This is a genomic window from Bacillus sp. FJAT-29814, assembly GCF_001510715.1.
Classification (GTDB): domain Bacteria; phylum Bacillota; class Bacilli; order Bacillales; family Cytobacillaceae; genus Neobacillus.
On record NZ_LMTJ01000003.1, the window covers coordinates 301,325 to 316,765 of the forward strand.

16 protein-coding genes are annotated in these 15,441 nt (G+C 46.8%); all 16 read left to right on the plus strand.

The window, feature by feature from the left end:
• The first annotated feature begins 11 nt into the window (after positions 1-11).
• The 16 genes from AR334_RS09235 (at position 12) to AR334_RS09310 (ending at position 15,440) form a co-directional block, all read left to right on the plus strand.
• On the plus strand, positions 12-461 hold the full coding sequence (locus AR334_RS09235) for a MaoC family dehydratase N-terminal domain-containing protein (protein WP_066308575.1): 450 nt from the start codon (positions 12-14) through the stop codon (positions 459-461).
• Positions 458-859: a MaoC/PaaZ C-terminal domain-containing protein gene (locus AR334_RS09240; protein ID WP_066308580.1), complete on the plus strand. Its 402-nt coding sequence runs from the start codon at positions 458-460 to the stop codon at positions 857-859. The genes AR334_RS09235 and AR334_RS09240 overlap by 4 nt, the downstream gene beginning before the upstream one ends.
• 103 nt (positions 860-962) lie before the next feature.
• The gene (locus AR334_RS09245) at positions 963-1,730 is read left to right on the plus strand and encodes a class II aldolase/adducin family protein (RefSeq protein WP_066308583.1); all 768 of its coding nucleotides are present in this window, start codon (positions 963-965) and stop codon (positions 1,728-1,730) included.
• Between the two features lie 67 nt (positions 1,731-1,797).
• Positions 1,798-2,703 carry a ketopantoate reductase family protein gene (locus tag AR334_RS09250; RefSeq protein WP_066308590.1) on the plus strand — a complete coding sequence of 302 codons (906 nt, stop codon included), beginning with the start codon at positions 1,798-1,800 and terminating at the stop codon, positions 2,701-2,703.
• A gap of 10 nt (positions 2,704-2,713) precedes the next feature.
• Positions 2,714-4,321 (plus strand): long-chain fatty acid--CoA ligase, encoded by a 1,608-nt coding sequence (locus AR334_RS09255; protein WP_156431228.1) that lies wholly within the window; start codon positions 2,714-2,716, stop codon positions 4,319-4,321.
• 15 nt (positions 4,322-4,336) lie between these two features.
• Positions 4,337-5,485, plus strand: coding sequence for an acyl-CoA dehydrogenase family protein (locus AR334_RS09260; RefSeq protein ID WP_066308596.1), 1,149 nt, complete (start codon positions 4,337-4,339; stop codon positions 5,483-5,485).
• Positions 5,486-5,500: 15 nt separating this feature from the next.
• Positions 5,501-6,691 (plus strand): thiolase family protein, encoded by a 1,191-nt coding sequence (locus AR334_RS09265; RefSeq protein ID WP_066308602.1) that lies wholly within the window; start codon positions 5,501-5,503, stop codon positions 6,689-6,691.
• Between the two features lie 14 nt (positions 6,692-6,705).
• Complete coding sequence (locus AR334_RS09270; protein ID WP_066308606.1) at positions 6,706-7,107, plus strand: PaaI family thioesterase; 402 nt, start codon at positions 6,706-6,708, stop codon at positions 7,105-7,107.
• Positions 7,101-7,499 carry a PaaI family thioesterase gene (locus tag AR334_RS09275; RefSeq protein ID WP_066308608.1) on the plus strand — a complete coding sequence of 133 codons (399 nt, stop codon included), beginning with the start codon at positions 7,101-7,103 and terminating at the stop codon, positions 7,497-7,499. The genes AR334_RS09270 and AR334_RS09275 overlap by 7 nt, the downstream gene beginning before the upstream one ends.
• A 268-nt stretch (positions 7,500-7,767) precedes the next feature.
• Complete coding sequence (locus AR334_RS09280; protein WP_066308611.1) at positions 7,768-8,973, plus strand: acyl-CoA dehydrogenase; 1,206 nt, start codon at positions 7,768-7,770, stop codon at positions 8,971-8,973.
• A 23-nt stretch (positions 8,974-8,996) separates the two neighbouring features.
• Entirely contained in the window at positions 8,997-9,770 is a 774-nt protein-coding gene (locus tag AR334_RS09285; protein WP_066308614.1) for an SDR family oxidoreductase, read from the plus strand.
• Between the two features lie 20 nt (positions 9,771-9,790).
• Positions 9,791-10,969 carry a thiolase family protein gene (locus AR334_RS09290; protein ID WP_066308617.1) on the plus strand — a complete coding sequence of 393 codons (1,179 nt, stop codon included), beginning with the start codon at positions 9,791-9,793 and terminating at the stop codon, positions 10,967-10,969.
• 174 nt (positions 10,970-11,143) lie between these two features.
• Positions 11,144-11,743, plus strand: coding sequence for a TetR/AcrR family transcriptional regulator (locus AR334_RS09295; RefSeq protein WP_066309370.1), 600 nt, complete (start codon positions 11,144-11,146; stop codon positions 11,741-11,743).
• Positions 11,744-11,770: 27 nt separating this feature from the next.
• A complete protein-coding gene (locus AR334_RS09300) occupies positions 11,771-13,438 on the plus strand; it encodes a long-chain fatty acid--CoA ligase (protein ID WP_066308620.1) in 1,668 nt (555 codons plus the stop codon).
• 92 nt (positions 13,439-13,530) lie between these two features.
• Entirely contained in the window at positions 13,531-14,397 is an 867-nt protein-coding gene (locus tag AR334_RS09305) for a branched-chain amino acid ABC transporter permease (protein WP_066308623.1), read from the plus strand.
• On the plus strand, positions 14,397-15,440 hold the full coding sequence (locus AR334_RS09310) for a branched-chain amino acid ABC transporter permease (protein ID WP_066308626.1): 1,044 nt from the start codon (positions 14,397-14,399) through the stop codon (positions 15,438-15,440). The genes AR334_RS09305 and AR334_RS09310 overlap by 1 nt, the downstream gene beginning before the upstream one ends.
• Position 15,441 lies beyond the last annotated feature (1 nt).

The following is a 15,441-nucleotide window of genomic DNA, read 5'->3' on the forward strand; positions in this document are numbered from 1 at the left end:
GGTGAATCAAATTGTTCAAAGATCAAATTGGCAAGCAATCAGACAAAGTAAAAAACGTGGTAGAACGCGGTGCGGTCAAGAAATTTGCCGAAGCCATCGGTGACCTTCATCCGATTTATTTTGACGAAGATACTGGGCGGCTTTCCCGCTATGGAAAGAATATCGCCCCGCCAACATTCCCAAGGGTGTTCGATTACGGGGTAATCGAAGGCTTGCATCTGCCGAACAAGGGTTTGATTCATGGGGAGCAGTCCTTCCACTATGTTCGCCCGCTATATGTTGGCGAGGAGGTTTATTGCTATTCCCAAGTGAAGAATTATTTTGAGAAAAAAGGGAATTTTGGAGAAATGGGCTTTTTGGTCGTTGAAAATGTCGGTGTTGATGTTGATGGAAACACCATCTTCACTTCCAGTTCAACAGTCGTGATTTCTGAAGCAGTAAGGAAGGTGTTAACAAAATGAGTTCTCTTGCAGTATTACAGACAGGCGAAACGGTTCAGGAAATTCAGTTAGCGCCAGTTTCCAGACTGGACCTAATCAAATATGCTGGTGCGTCGGGCGACTTTAATCCAATTCATACCATTGATGAGGAAGCAGCCAAGGCCGGCCTGCCAGGAATCATTGCCCATGGCATGTGGACAATGGGCAATCTTGCCAAGTTGTTCACCGAGTATTATGAGGAAGGCTTCGTTAAAGATTATACAATCCGTTTTAGAGGGATGGTCTTTTTAAATGATGTCGTTACCCTTAAAGCAACATTGATCGAAAAACAAGGAAATGACCTCCGCTTTGATGTCCGTGCCGTGAACCAAAATGAGAAAGATGTTTTAAAAGGCGAGGTAGTATACCAACTTTACTAACATGACAGACAGCTGAATTCGCAAGGCAAAACCCGGCACGATAGAAGGACCTCCCTCTTAATGCTGGGTTTCTTACTATAACCTGAATCTAGGGGATGATGGTATGACGGTCAAAATGAAATTGAGTTATAAGCCGCCTGTTTTTGCCTCTGTTGAAGAGGAACGGCTGCATTTGAAACAAAAGCTCGCTGCTGCTTTCCGCCTTTTTTCAAAATTTGGCTTTGATGAAGGTGTTGCTGGACATATCACGGCCCGCGACCCGGAACATAAGGACCATTTCTGGGTAAATCCCTTTGGCATGCATTTTAGCTTAATCAAAGCCTCGGATTTAATTTTATGTAACCATGACGGGGTAGTCGTGGAAGGGAATTATCCTGTCAACCGGGCAGCATTTGCGATTCACTCGCAAGTCCATCAGGCCCGTCCGGATATTATTGCCGCTGCCCATGCACATTCGGTTTATGGAAAATCATGGTCGTCACTTGGCCGCCTGCTCGATCCGATCACCCAGGATGCCTGTGCATTTTATCAGGACCATTCTCTTTACGATGACTTTAACGGCGTGGTCAAGGATATTGAGGAAGGCCGGCGCATCGGCGAGGCCTTAGCAGACAATAAAGCTTGCATTCTAAGGAACCATGGATTGTTGACCGTCGGCAAATCTGTCGATGAGGCGGCTTGGTGGTTCATTACAATGGAGCGCTCCTGCCAGGCCCAATTGGTGGCGGAAGGGGTGGGTAAGCCGGTCATCATCGGTGACGAAGATGCCAAGGCTACTTATGACACAGTCGGAACCTCCGACGCCGGCTGGTTCCAATTCCAGCCATTGTGGAACCGAATCGTTAAGGAACAGCCAGATCTATTAGATTAAAATATTGGTCCGAAAGGCTGTAAGTAAGTCTTTCGGACCAACTACATATTACCTGGAGGAACGCAACATGAAAATAGGTGTAGCCGGAACTGGCGCGGTCGGCGGATATTACGGCGGCTTTTTAAAGAGAGCCGGCAATGAAGTGATTTTTTTTGCAAGGGAAACCAATTTGCGCCGTATGCAGGAAAAAGGATTAACAATCGAGGCAAGCGAGGATTCCTTCACCGTAACCGAACAATTCACAGACCGATATCAGGATTTTTCAGACGTTGATCTGCTGCTATTTGCCGTCAAGGCAACCGCAACTGCAGAAGTCGCAGCCAACTTGCATCCATTTTTAAAGAAAACGTGCTTGGTAATGACTCTGCAAAATGGCGTTGATAATGAAGAGATTCTTGCTGAAGTGTTTGGAAAAGACCGCGTTTTATCAGCGGCCGCTTATATTTCTGCCCACATCACGGCCGCTGGTGACGTTAAGCAAATCGGCTATTCGCCAAAGCTTGTGATTGGATCTCTCGACAGCAGAATGACCACCAAAGCTGCGGAGATTGCCGCATTGTTCAATGCTGCTGAAGTAGAAGCCTTTCCAACCCGCGATATCTTAAAAATAAAATGGAAAAAGCTTCTCTGGAATGTCACGTTTAATCCATTAACAGCCTTGATGGAAGTGAAGGTTGGCGCAATCTACGAGGATGAAGGATTGAAAAGGACAGCAGTGAAAATTTGCCAGGAAGCGTTGGCAGTCGCCAAAATAGCCGGAATTGAGCTTGAGGATGATTACGATGAAACCATCATGGCTCAAGGGCAAATGGCAAAGGATCATCAAACCTCGATGCTGCAGGATAGGCTGAAAGGCAAACCGCTTGAACTGGAATCCATATGCGGGTACGTCGTGAAAAAGGGCAAAGCGTTAAAGGTTGAAACACCTGTCCTTGAAACCGTCTATCGTCTATTAAACTATCAAACAAGGTAATGGAGAGGTGATGAGTTTGCAAATACCACAAGACCGCCCTTGGCTCGGGCATTATCCATCGTCAATCAATCTTGACTTCGAAATTCCAGAAAAAAACTTATATTCCCTTTTGGATAGTGCCGCAAAAAAATATCCTGAACACACTGCGATTATATTTGAAAATGAAAAAATCAGCTACTTACAACTGAGAAATATGGTCGACAGGCTTGCGGGAGCATGGAAGCAGCTTGGTGCGGCAAAAGGAGAGCGCCTTGGCTTAATGGTATCCAATCACCCGCTATATGTCGTCTCCTATTACGCTTCCTTGAAGCTTGGCCTGATGATTGTACAAATCAACCCGCACTATACCGTGAGAGAGCTGCTGGAAATTTTTAATGATGCTACGGTGACCTATTTGGTCACAGAGCCTGAATGTCTTGAAAAAGTGTCCCAAGTCCAAGACTACTCTTTTAAAGAAATATTTATAACGGCTAATGGAGCCGGATATCCAGGTTTGCCGGAATTAATCGAAAGAAGCGTTCCTTTGGCTCAAAACTGCCCGATTGAGGCGCGGAGGGATATTGCAGTCATTCAATATACCGGCGGCACAACCGGGAAAAAGAAAGGCGCAATGCTGACCCACTATAATTTAATCGCCAATGTCATACAAAGCAAGGCGCTTTACGGAGAACGCATGCTAACAGGTGCGGAGACCATTCTAACTGCCACCCCGCTTTATCATGTTTATGGGATGACAAGCGGCATGAATCTCAGTATTTACATTGGGGCTGCGAATCTGTTGGTCAACAAGTTTGAGGTGGAAAAGGTCCTGAAGCAGATTGAAACATATCGGCCGACCCTCTTTCCGGGTGTCCCAAAAATGTATCACGCTTTCGCCCATTATCCGGACATTGAAAGCTACGATTTGACTTGCTTTAAAATGTGCACAAGCGGCTCGGCCCCCCTGCCGATCGAGATTATGAAGAAGTTCGAGCGTTTAACCGGTGTCACTGTCGGAGAAGGCTACGGTCTGTCAGAAACCTCGCCCACGACCCACCGCAACCCGCCTGATGGCGTGTCAAAAATTGGCAGCATCGGGATTCCGCTCCGCCAAACCGATTGCCGAATTGTCGATGACAATGGCGAAGATGTACCGGAACGAGCGGTTGGGGAATTGTTACTTAAAGGTCCGCAGGTGATGCTTGGCTATTGGAATAAGCCGGAAGAAACGCAGAATGCCCTTCGTGATGGCTGGTTTTATACCGGTGATCTCGCAACGATGGATGAAGAAGGGTATTTCTATATTGTCGGCCGGAAAAAGGAAATGATTCTTGTCGGCGGATTTAATGTCTACCCCCAAGAGGTGGAGGGTGTTTTATATGAACATCCCGCTGTACTGGAAGCGGCAGTTGTCGGCATCCCCGATAAGGAAATTGGAGAAACAGTCACTGCTTATATCGTACCCAAACCGGGCATCGCTATTGATTTTGACGATTTGCGGGAGCACTGCTATCGGCATTTGACCCGATACAAAGTACCAAAGCAATTTGAGGTGCGCGATACGCTGCCAAGAAATTCAGTCGGAAAACTATTGAAGCGGATATTGGTAGAAGAAGCAACGAATAAGACAAAGGCATAATGGAGGAATCCAGTAATGAACTTCGAATTAGATGAAGACATTCTTTTTTTAAAAAAGAATGTAAGAGAATTTATCCAAACAGAAGTCGAAGCTGTGGCGATGCAAATTGAAGAAGATAACCAAATCCCAGAACGCGTTATTAATCTGTCGAAGGAAATGGGCCTGTTCGGGTTAAGCATTCCTGAAGAATATGGCGGGCTTGGGATTGGCATGGTCGGAAAATGTGCGCTTTATGAGGAAATCGGCCAAACCCATAATGGCTATACGACGCTGATCGGCGCCCACACTGGAATCGGTAGCGTTGGAATTGTTGAAATGGGGAATGAACAACAAAAAAGAAAGTACCTGCCAGAGATGGCGAGCGGAGAGAAAATCGGCGCGTTTGCGTTGACCGAGCCTGAAGCGGGATCCAATGCCGCCAATTTAAAAACCACGGCGGTCAGAAAAGGCGACAAGTATATCCTGAACGGTCTGAAGCACTACATTACCAATGCCACCGAGGCAAGTGTGTTTACCGTCATGGCGGTCACTGACCCTGAAAAAGGGGCCAAGGGGATCACTTCGTTCATTGTCGAAAAGGATTTCCCTGGCTTCAAGGTAGGGGCGATTGAGAAGAAGATGGGCCTGCGCGGTTCGCATTCGGCAGAATTGATTTTTGAAGATTGCGAGGTTCCGGTGGAAAATGTCCTCGGGTCAGAAGGCCAGGGCTATGTCAATGCGTTAAAAATTCTGGCCAATGGCCGGGCAGGCTTGGCGTCTCGCAATCTCGGATCCTGCCAAAAGCTGCTTGATATGTCAACAAAGTATGCGATGGAACGAATCCAGTTTGGCAAGCCGATTATCAAAAACCAGGCAGTCAGCCATATGCTGGCGGAAATGGCCGTGGAAATTGAAGCGCTGCGTTCATTTACTTATCGGGTTGCTTGGATGGTTGACCAAGGCATGAAGGTCATCAAGGAAGCGGCGATGCTGAAGCTTTACGGCTCTGAGGTTTATAACCGCGTTGCTGATAAAGCGGTCCAGGTCCACGGCGGAATTGGCTATATTGCCGATTATCCGATTGAACGTTTCTATCGTGATGCCAGGATTACGAGAATTTATGAGGGTACCTCGGAGATTCAAAAGAACATCATTGCAGCCCAACTAGAAAAAGAATATAGCTAAAAAAGGAGGGGTTATATGGAAACCGATATTGTGATTTTAAGTGCAGTCCGGACGCCCGTCGGGAGATATGGAGGCGCCTTAAAGAGTCTTAATTCAGGCCAATTGGGCGCAATCGCTATTAAAGAGGCGATTAACCGAGCTGGAATTACCCCTGAACAAGTAGATGAAGTGGTATTGGGAGAAGTAAGGCAATCAACTGAATCCTCTAATGTCGCCAGGGTAGCGGCTTTAAGGGCAGGGGTCCCGGAAAGTATACCGGCGTTTACAATCAATCGCTTGTGTGCATCGGGAATGCAGGCGATAGCATCTGCAGCCCAGCAAATCGCTTTTGGTCAAGCGGAGATCGTCGTCGCAGGCGGAACAGAAAGCATGAGCAATGCCCCTATTTATTTGAGAAACTCCCGTTTTGGCGGCGACAATCCCAAATTGGTCGATTCCAATACCGAGGCTGGACAGCAGCCGCAGGAGATTTACGGCAGCGGGCTTGGCATGGGCATCACCGCTGAAAATGTCGCTGAACGGTTTGCCATTTCCCGTGAAGACCAGGATGCGTTTGCATTGGAAAGCCAGCGTCGTGCTGCAACCGCAATCAGTGAAGGGCGCTTTGAGGATGAAATTGTGCCGGTCGAGATCAAAGGAAAAAAAGGTTCCATTGTCTTTGCCGAGGATGAACATCCAAGACCCGAAACGACAAGGGAGGCATTGGCCAGACTTAGACCCGTTTTTAAGGAGAACGGAACGGTCACTGCCGGGAATGCCTGCGGCCGAAATGACGGCGCCAGCGCTTGTGTTTTGACGTCAGGACAGCATGCTGAAAAATTAGGCTTGAAGCCGCTGGCAAGAATCGTCGATTGGGCCAGTGTCGGCGTTTCGCCAGAGATAATGGGTATTGGACCAGTTCCGGCGGTGAAAAAACTGCTCCAACGCACTGGGCTGACGATAGCTGATATAGGGCTAATCGAGCTCAATGAGGCATTTGCATCACAAGCGCTGGCAGTCATTCGTGAATTGAAGCTTGATCCGAACCGCGTCAATGTAAACGGCGGGGCGATTGCGTTGGGGCATCCGCTTGGTGCTACTGGGGCAAAAATTATGACGACATTGGTTTACGAAATGATTCGTCGTGGTGAAAAGCGGGGGATTGCTACTCTTTGTGTAGGCGGCGGTCAGGGCATGGCTATTATGGTTGAATCAATAGATAACTAGAAAGGAATTTGCTTGTGAGAACGCCGGAAACGAAATCGACTTTTTTTGAGTACATGGGATTTAACAGCACCATCACCGATAAATTTGAATTGGCATTGCCGTTGCAGGAGCACTTGCTCCAGGAGGATGGCACGATTCATCCGGGCGTATTTTCCACGATGCTCGATATTACGATGGGGGCGACCGTCTCGCTCGCAACAAACTCGTTTGCGGCGACCATTAATTTGAATTGTTCATTTTTGGACCTTCTGCCAAAAGAAGCCTATCATGCTGAAACGAACATTTTAAAAGAAGAAGGAAAATATGTCACGGCAGAAGGGATGATTTACGATCAAAACCGCGGTTTGGTTGCCAAAGGAATCGGCACCTTTAAGACAACGCCTAGAAAAGACATAAAGGAGGGAGGGGATTGTTAAAATTGCAATCAGAGTTTCAGCAAAGACTTGAAAATAACCCCTTTTTCAAACATATTGGGTTTGAATTTATCAAAGAGGAAGGCAGCGAAATTGTGCTGAAGCTTCCGTTAAAGCAAGACTTGTTAAATACAAATAAAACGCTTCATGGCGGTGTCCATGCCTCTATACTTGACGCCGTCCAGACCGTGGTTTTACGCAACCTGTACAAGTGCAGCGTTTCTGCATTGAACTTGGATGTACACTATTTCGCCCCATCCGTGTCCGGCAACCTGTTTGCCAGGGCAAAGGTGCTTCAACAGGGATATAAGTTGGCAACGGTGGAAGCGAAAATAACAGATGAACAGCAGCAGCTCATTGCCAAGGGAACGGGAGTTTATAAAATTGCTAGATAAATAGTATTGGCCACAACAAATCTGTGCCGTGGCAGAAAATGTATAAATTTTTTCGAAATAATAGTACACTGCTATAGCTTTGGCAGGGATTATTAGCTAAGAGTAAATGGATAAGTTTGAAGTCTCGTCAATATTAATATGTTTCTACTATATTTAATGAAAAAAATGACGAAAAATGGATGTTGAATATTCGAAAAATTTCTAATATTATAGGGTTATCCACATACTAACTAGTTAGTATGTTAAACCCGAAGAGGAGTGGAATAGGATGAATTTTAGTTATACCGATAAGGTAGTGGAATTACAAAAAAAGCTGACTGACTTTATGGAAGAGTATGTATATCCAAATGAACAAGTATATCATGACCAAATTGATAAAAATGATCCGTTTTCATCGGTTCCGCCGATTATGGAAGAATTAAAGGAAAAAGCCAAACAGGCAGGGTTGTGGAATTTATTCTTGCCTGAAAGCGAGTATGGTGCAGGTTTGACGAACCTGGAATACGCGCCGCTCTGCGAAATCATGGGCCGGTCCTCGATTGCTCCGGAAGTATTTAACTGTGCAGCACCGGATACCGGGAATATGGAGGTCCTTGTTCGCTATGGTAAGGAAGAGCATAAGGAAAAATGGCTGAAGCCGCTCCTTAATGGTGAGATTCGTTCCTGCTTCTCGATGACTGAACCGGATGTTGCTTCCTCGGATGCTACCAATATTCAAGCAAGCATTATCCGCGATGGCGATGAGTATGTCATCAATGGAACTAAATGGTGGTCATCAGGCGCTGGAGACCCGCGCTGTAAAATTGCGATTGTCATGGGGAAAAACGACCCGGATGCTCCGACATATGAACAGCAATCGATGATTCTTGTTCCGCTGGATGCCCCTGGGGTAACGATTAAGAGAATATTGCCGGTATTTGGCTATGATCACGCTCCACACGGCCATGCCGAGATTGAATATAAGGATGTCCGGGTTCCGGCTTCCAACATGCTTTGGGACGAAGGCAAGGGCTTTGCGATTGCTCAGGGACGTCTAGGACCAGGCCGCATTCACCACTGCATGAGAACAATCGGTGCTGCAGAGCGGGCGCTTGAGCTGCTATGCAAGCGGGTTCAGGAACGGTCGGCATTCGGTAAAAAATTGGCGGAGCAAGGCGTCATCCAGGAATGGATTGCCGAAGCAAGAATTGACATTGAACAGGCGCGTTTGTTGACCTTGAAGGCCGCCTACATGATGGATACCGTTGGCAATAAGGAAGCAAAAGGCGAAATTGCCATGATTAAAGTGGTTGCCCCTAATATGGCGTTAAAAATCATCGATCGGGCCATTCAAGCGTTTGGAGCCGCAGGTGTCAGTGATGACACACCGCTTGCCGCAAGCTGGGCCAATATCCGCACGCTCCGTTTGGCCGATGGTCCGGATGAAGTCCACAAGCGGGCGATTGCCAGATACGAATTGAAAAAATACCGTTAATGACCGTTTAGGAGGATTAGAGGATGCATATTAAACAACTGTTTGATTTGACTGGGAAGGTTGCGATTGTAACCGGCGGCGGCCGCGGTTTGGGCCAACAAATTGCCGAAGGATTTGCTGAGTCAGGCGCCCATGTCGTAGTTTGTTCACGTAAATTGGAGGCTTGCCAAGAAGTAAGTGAAGAATTGAAAAAACTAGGCGTCGAAAGCCTTGCCTTAAAATGTGATGTGGCCAATCCGGAAGATGTCCGGAATGTGGTAGAGAAGACGATGGAGAAGTTTGGGCGGATTGATATTCTAGTCAACAACAGCGGAGCCTCCTGGGGAGCTCCTGCTGAAGAAATGCCACTAGAAGCCTGGCAAAAGGTGATGAACGTTAACGTTACGGGGACGTTTTTAATGTCACAGGCGGTTGGCCGTGTGATGATTGAGCAAAAGGCCGGCAAGATTATCAACATTGCCTCTGTTGCCGGGTTGAAAGGGTCGAATCCAAAGTACATGAATGCGATTGGCTACAACGCCAGCAAGGGTGCCGTGGTCACCTTCACAAAGGATTTGGCGGTGAAATGGGGCCAGCATGGTATTTATGTTAACGCAATTGCACCAGGATTTTTCCCGACAAAAATGTCAAAGGGCTTGCTTGACCAGGGCGGCCAGGCCATTTTGGAAGGAACGCCACTGGGCAAGTTCGGTTCGGATACCGACATCAAAGGTGTTGCCGTATTCTTGGCTTCACCTGCATCGGATTTTGTGACTGGGGATATTGTCGTCGTTGATGGCGGCGCGCATGCGATGTAATTTTTAAATTTCAAGGAGGAATGAAATTGAGTAATAGAGATGCAGTGATCGTTTCTGCAGTCAGAACGGCAATAGGCAGGCAGGGGGGCGCACTGGCAAGTGTTCCGGCCCATGTCTTTGGCGCAGAAGTGATCAAAGAAGCGGTAAAAAGGGCGCAGATTGCACCTGAAATGATAGATGACGTTATTTTTGGAAATGTATTATCAGGCGGAGGCAATATTGCCAGATTAACAGCACTACAGACCGGATTATCATTGGATATACCGGGAGTTACGGTTGACCGGCAATGCGGTTCCGGGATTAATGCAGTAAATCTGGCGGCTCAGGCGATTCGCGCCGGAGATGGGGATATCTTTGTTGCTGGCGGAGTGGAAAGCATGAGCCGGGCTCCATATTTGATGGAGCGCCCGGAAAAGGCTTATAGTGCATCACCGCCAAGCTTTAAAAAGTCGCAGCTGTCGCCAAAGGAAATCGGCGACCCGCCAATGGGCATCACCGCTGAAAACCTGGTAAAAAAATACGATATTTCGAGAGAAGAGCAGGACGAATTTGCCTTGAGAAGCCAGCAGCGTATGGCAGCTGCCATGGAGGAAGGCCGCTATGATGAGCAAATCGTGCCAATTGCCATTCCGGTCAGAAAGGGAGAGCCGATTGTTTTCAAGACAGATGAGCACCCAAGACCGCAAACAACATTGGAAGCATTGGCCAAGCTGCCGCCGGCTTTCTTGCAAGGCGGTACGGTAACTGCGGGAAGCAGCTCAGGATTAAATGATGCTGCATCGGCCCTTGTCATTATGTCTAGAGAAAAAGCAGAGGAATTGAATCTGACGCCGCTTGCGGTAGTCCGTCATTATGCTGTGGCTGGTGTAGATCCTAATATTATGGGAATCGGACCAGTTCCAGCAGTACGAAAAGTAATGGAGAAATCGGGGCTGTCATTAAAGGACATGGACATAATTGAGATTAACGAAGCCTTCGCCGCCCAGGTAATCGCCTGCAACCGCGAGCTTGAGATGGACATGGACAAAGTAAACGTCAATGGCGGAGCCATCGCTCACGGACACCCGCTCGGAGCAACCGGCGCCATCTTGATGACCAAAGCCTGCTACGAACTAAAACGCAGCGGCGGAAGATACGCACTTATCACTGCCTGCATCGGTGGCGGCCAAGGAATCGCAACAATCATCGAACGCGAATAACCAAGAAAATCATCGTGGTGCCTGCGGCGCAAGAGCAAGATTTCCACTATTTAATAGGTAGGAAGGTGAGTATTGGTGTCAGGCACCAATAGCTGACTACGCCTCGTTTAAATAGTGGAAAAACAGGAAATGGTGTCAGGCACCGCGATGGTTTGGGCTGAAAGGAATCGTCCTATGAAGCAGAAATTAATGGATGCGGGTATCCTGCTTTTTGATCAGAATGGGTTTAAGTCAACTTCGATTCAGGATATTGTCCAGATGATGGGTGTGACGAAGGGGACTTTTTATTATTACTTCAACAGCAAGGAGGAGTTGTTGAAGGAAATTCATTTGCAGTATATAGAGGGGCTGATCAAGCGGCAGGAGGAAATCTTATCAAATCCTGATTATGATTTTGTCAGAAAGCTGTATGAAATTATTTATATGCTTATTCACAAAATTAGAAATGATCTTTCTAGTGCCCGAATTTTCACAAGGGAAATGCGACACATAAGTGAAAAAAACGTGATTGAAATTAAGAAAAAACGCAGGCAGTTTCGCCTGAATCTACAAACATTTATTGAAAAGGCAATTGAACACGGAGACATAAAACAAGGCCTGCGCCCCGATATTTTAACGATGGGAATTCTGGGCATCACCAATTGGAGTTACTACTGGTTTAATCCAAATGGCGAAGTGTCAGAAGATAAAGTGGCAGGGATCTTCCTTGATTTAATGTTAAACGGGATATCCCGAAATGACAGCGTTTACAAACGCGCTAAAGCAGATGCCTAGCAATCTAATAAAAAGGAGAGATCCTGCTTGTTAACTCTTCATTTTGAACATTGGCCCAAAATCTCAAAATCTTTAAAAGTACCGGCAACCTCTCTTTATGATCACCTGAGGGTATCAGCAAGCCGTTATCCTGACCAAACAGCGATTTTCTATTACGGAAACGCATTGACCTACCAGCAATTGGATGAGGAAGTAAATGCTCTGGCTGGCTACCTTGAGCATAAGCTGAGTGTCAAAGCAGGGGACAAAGTGCTGTTGTTTATGCAAAACTCGCCGCAATTTGTGATTGGCTTCCATGCTATATTACGGGCGAATGCCGTGGTCGTTCCTATCAATCCGATGCTGGTTGCGAGTGAACTGGAATTCTACATCCGCGATTGCGGAATCAAGACAGCCATCGCCGGCCAGGAATTATACGAGCGGATTGGGCCATTATTGGGGGAAACCTCGCTTGAAAACCTGTTGTTGGCCGCCTATTCCGACTATAAAGGGGAAGGCTTTGATGCCATGCTGCCACAGGAGGTGAAAATGCCGCGCCTCGTGATCAATGAATCGAATCATTATTACTGGCGTGAGGCGATTGAGGCTAAGTTACAGCCGTCTGAGCACATTGCTAAAGCGGATGACCTCGCCGTCATGCCGTATACTTCCGGTACAACCGGCCTGCCAAAAGGCTGCATGCACACAAACCAGACCGTAAATGCCAACATCGTCGGGGCTTATCATTGGTCTTCATCAACGCCAAATTCCACCCATCTGACGACACTTCCGCTTTTCCACGTGACGGGAATGGTGCACAGCATGCTCATGCCGATTTACAGCGGCAGCCCAATGGTGATCTTAACGAGGTGGAACCGGGATGCAGCGGTCGAGTTGATTAAAAATCTGGACTGTACCCATTGGGTGACGATTGCCACAATGGTTGTCGATTTCCTTGCCAATCCAAATCTGAAAGCGGAGGACATTGCCTCCCTTACCTCGATTTCGGGAGGCGGTGCCGCGCTGCCGGAAGCGGTTGGCGAAAAATTGTTTAACCTGACCGGGTTGAGATTTGTTGAAGGCTATGGACTATCGGAAACGATTTCGCAAACTCATTTCAATCCGCCAAACCGTCCAAAAATGCAATGTCTTGGCGTTCCTGCCTTTGATGTGGATGCGAGAGTGATAGACCCGGCAACAGGGAAAGAGCTTGGCGTTGGCGAAATTGGCGAAATTATTGTCAATGGTCCGCAGGTCATGGTTGGATATTATAACCGTGATGACGAGAACCGCAGTGCTTTCCTTGAATTGGATGGAAAGAAATTTTTCCGGACTGGCGATATTGGCCGTTATGACGAAGAAGGCTATTTCTTTATAGTCGATCGCGTTAAACGGATGATTAATGCTTCCGGTTTCAAGGTTTGGCCGACAGAAGTCGAATCTTATCTATATAAACATCCAGCGATTCAACAGGCTTGTGTGGTCGGCGTCCCTGACCCAAGACGGGGTGAAACAGTTAAAGCGTTTGTCATCTTAAACGATGATTATGAGGACAAAGTCACAGCCGAGGAGATTATCGAATGGTCGAAACACCACATGGCCGCTTACAAATACCCGAGATTAATAGAATTTAGAAAATCATTCCCAATGACCTCAAGCGGCAAGATTCTATGGCGCACCCTCCAGGAAGAGGAGAAGCAGAAGGTTGAAAAATAATGTCCGATAGATGAATAGAATCGGGGGAGCGGTCCTGGAACAAAATAGGACGGCTCCCACAATTAAAAGACACATTTTAAAGGGGGAGAGCTATGGAGATTCTCATTCAGCAATTGTTTAATGGTCTTACCATTGGAAGCGTGTATGCCCTTGTTGCTTTGGGATTAACGCTAGTTTATGGAATCCTGCACATTCCAAACTTTGCACACGGCGCTTTATATATGATGGGTGGGTACATAACCTTGACGATGATGACAAGATTCGGCCTTCATTACTGGCTGGCCATTTTTGTATCGATTATCGTTGTCGGTCTTCTCGGAGTGTTAATGGAAAGGTTCGTTTTCCACCCGCTTCGCGAGGCGCCGCCAATCCATGATAAAATTGCCGCCATCGGGATTCTCTTGTTTCTCGAAGCTTTCGCCCAATTTTACTGGGGGGCTGAATACCAAAGCATGCCGACTCCATATGGGCAAATAGTGGAAGTTTTTGGCCTTACCTTAACGATGCAGCGGATTTTGATTGTTGTTGCAGCAGTAGTCGTCATGATCATTTTGTACCTGTTCCTGAAAAAGACCTTTACTGGAGCTACCATTATTGCGATGTCGCAAAACCGTGAAGGAGCCAATCTTGTCGGGATTAACACCAACAAGGTTGCCATGCTGACATTTATGATTTCCGGCGGGCTTGCGGCGATTGCTTCCTCACTGTCTGCGCCTATTAATCTTGTATTCCCTGGGATGGGGCACCTTGTTATATTGAAAGCATTCGTCATCATCATCCTTGGCGGAATGGGCAGTATACCTGGTGCGATTGTTGGCGGATATATTGTGGGCTTTAGCGAAAGTTTGGGAGCTACTTATATCTCAAATGACTATAAAGATATTATTGCCTTCCTTTTCCTTGTCCTGATCTTAACCGTTAAGCCTACCGGCCTGTTTTCGAAGGGGGGCAGCCATTAATGACTAACGTGTTGAAACAACGAAATGTAGTTATTATTCTCATTCTGTTCGCGCTTGCCTTTCCGTTGATGACGTCAAACACATACATGATTCACGTCATGACCCTTTCGTTTATCTGGATGATTGGCGTTTACGGCCTTAATTTACTTGCAGGATATACGGGCTACCTTTCATTGGCGCATGCCGGATTCTTTGCGATAGGAGCCTACTCACTGGGCTTATTAACAGTAAAAGCGCAAATGAATTTTTGGCTCGCACTTGTACTGGCATTGGTAATTACATGTAGTATCGGCCTAGTGGTGGGCGCGATTGCCCTAAGGACAAAAGAGCATTTCTTTGCCATCTACACACTGTGCCTAGGGTATATTATCTATCTCGTGATTGACAAATGGGACAGTTTAACAGAAGGAGTTCGCGGCCTTATTGGGATTCCTGCTCCGGCTCCCATTGGACCCATCACTTTTGAGACGGAAAAAGCACACTATTACTTTGTTTTGTTTTTCCTGCTTTTGGTCGTTTTAATCATGTATCGAATTGTCCATTCCTTATCGGGCAGAACATACATCGCCATCCGTAATAGTGAGGATTTGGCCCAAACAATTGGAATTTCAACAAAAACAAATAAATTAACGGTATTTGTATTATCGACCTTTTTTGCAGGCCTTTCCGGCGCTTTATATGCATCATTTGTTCGTTTTATTGGGCCGGACATTGGATCGACGACTATAGTTTTTGATTTACTGACCTATTTACTTGTTGGCGGTATTGGCACACTTAGCGGCCCAATCGTTGGCACACTTTTAATCGTGTGGCTATCTCAGTTGCTGCAGGATTTCCAGCAGTACCGTATGCTGATTTTCGGACCTGCGTTAACACTCCTGATCATTTTTGCCCCGCGCGGAATTGTCGGAGCTGTGGCAACCTGGAATATGAACCGGAAACTGAAAAAATATCCAAACTATCAAGCAAGGTCTGGCCGCAGCAGGAATGATTCTCTTGTCAAAAGCGAAATTGTTCCCGAAAAACAGGTAAAGGAGGGCTAGG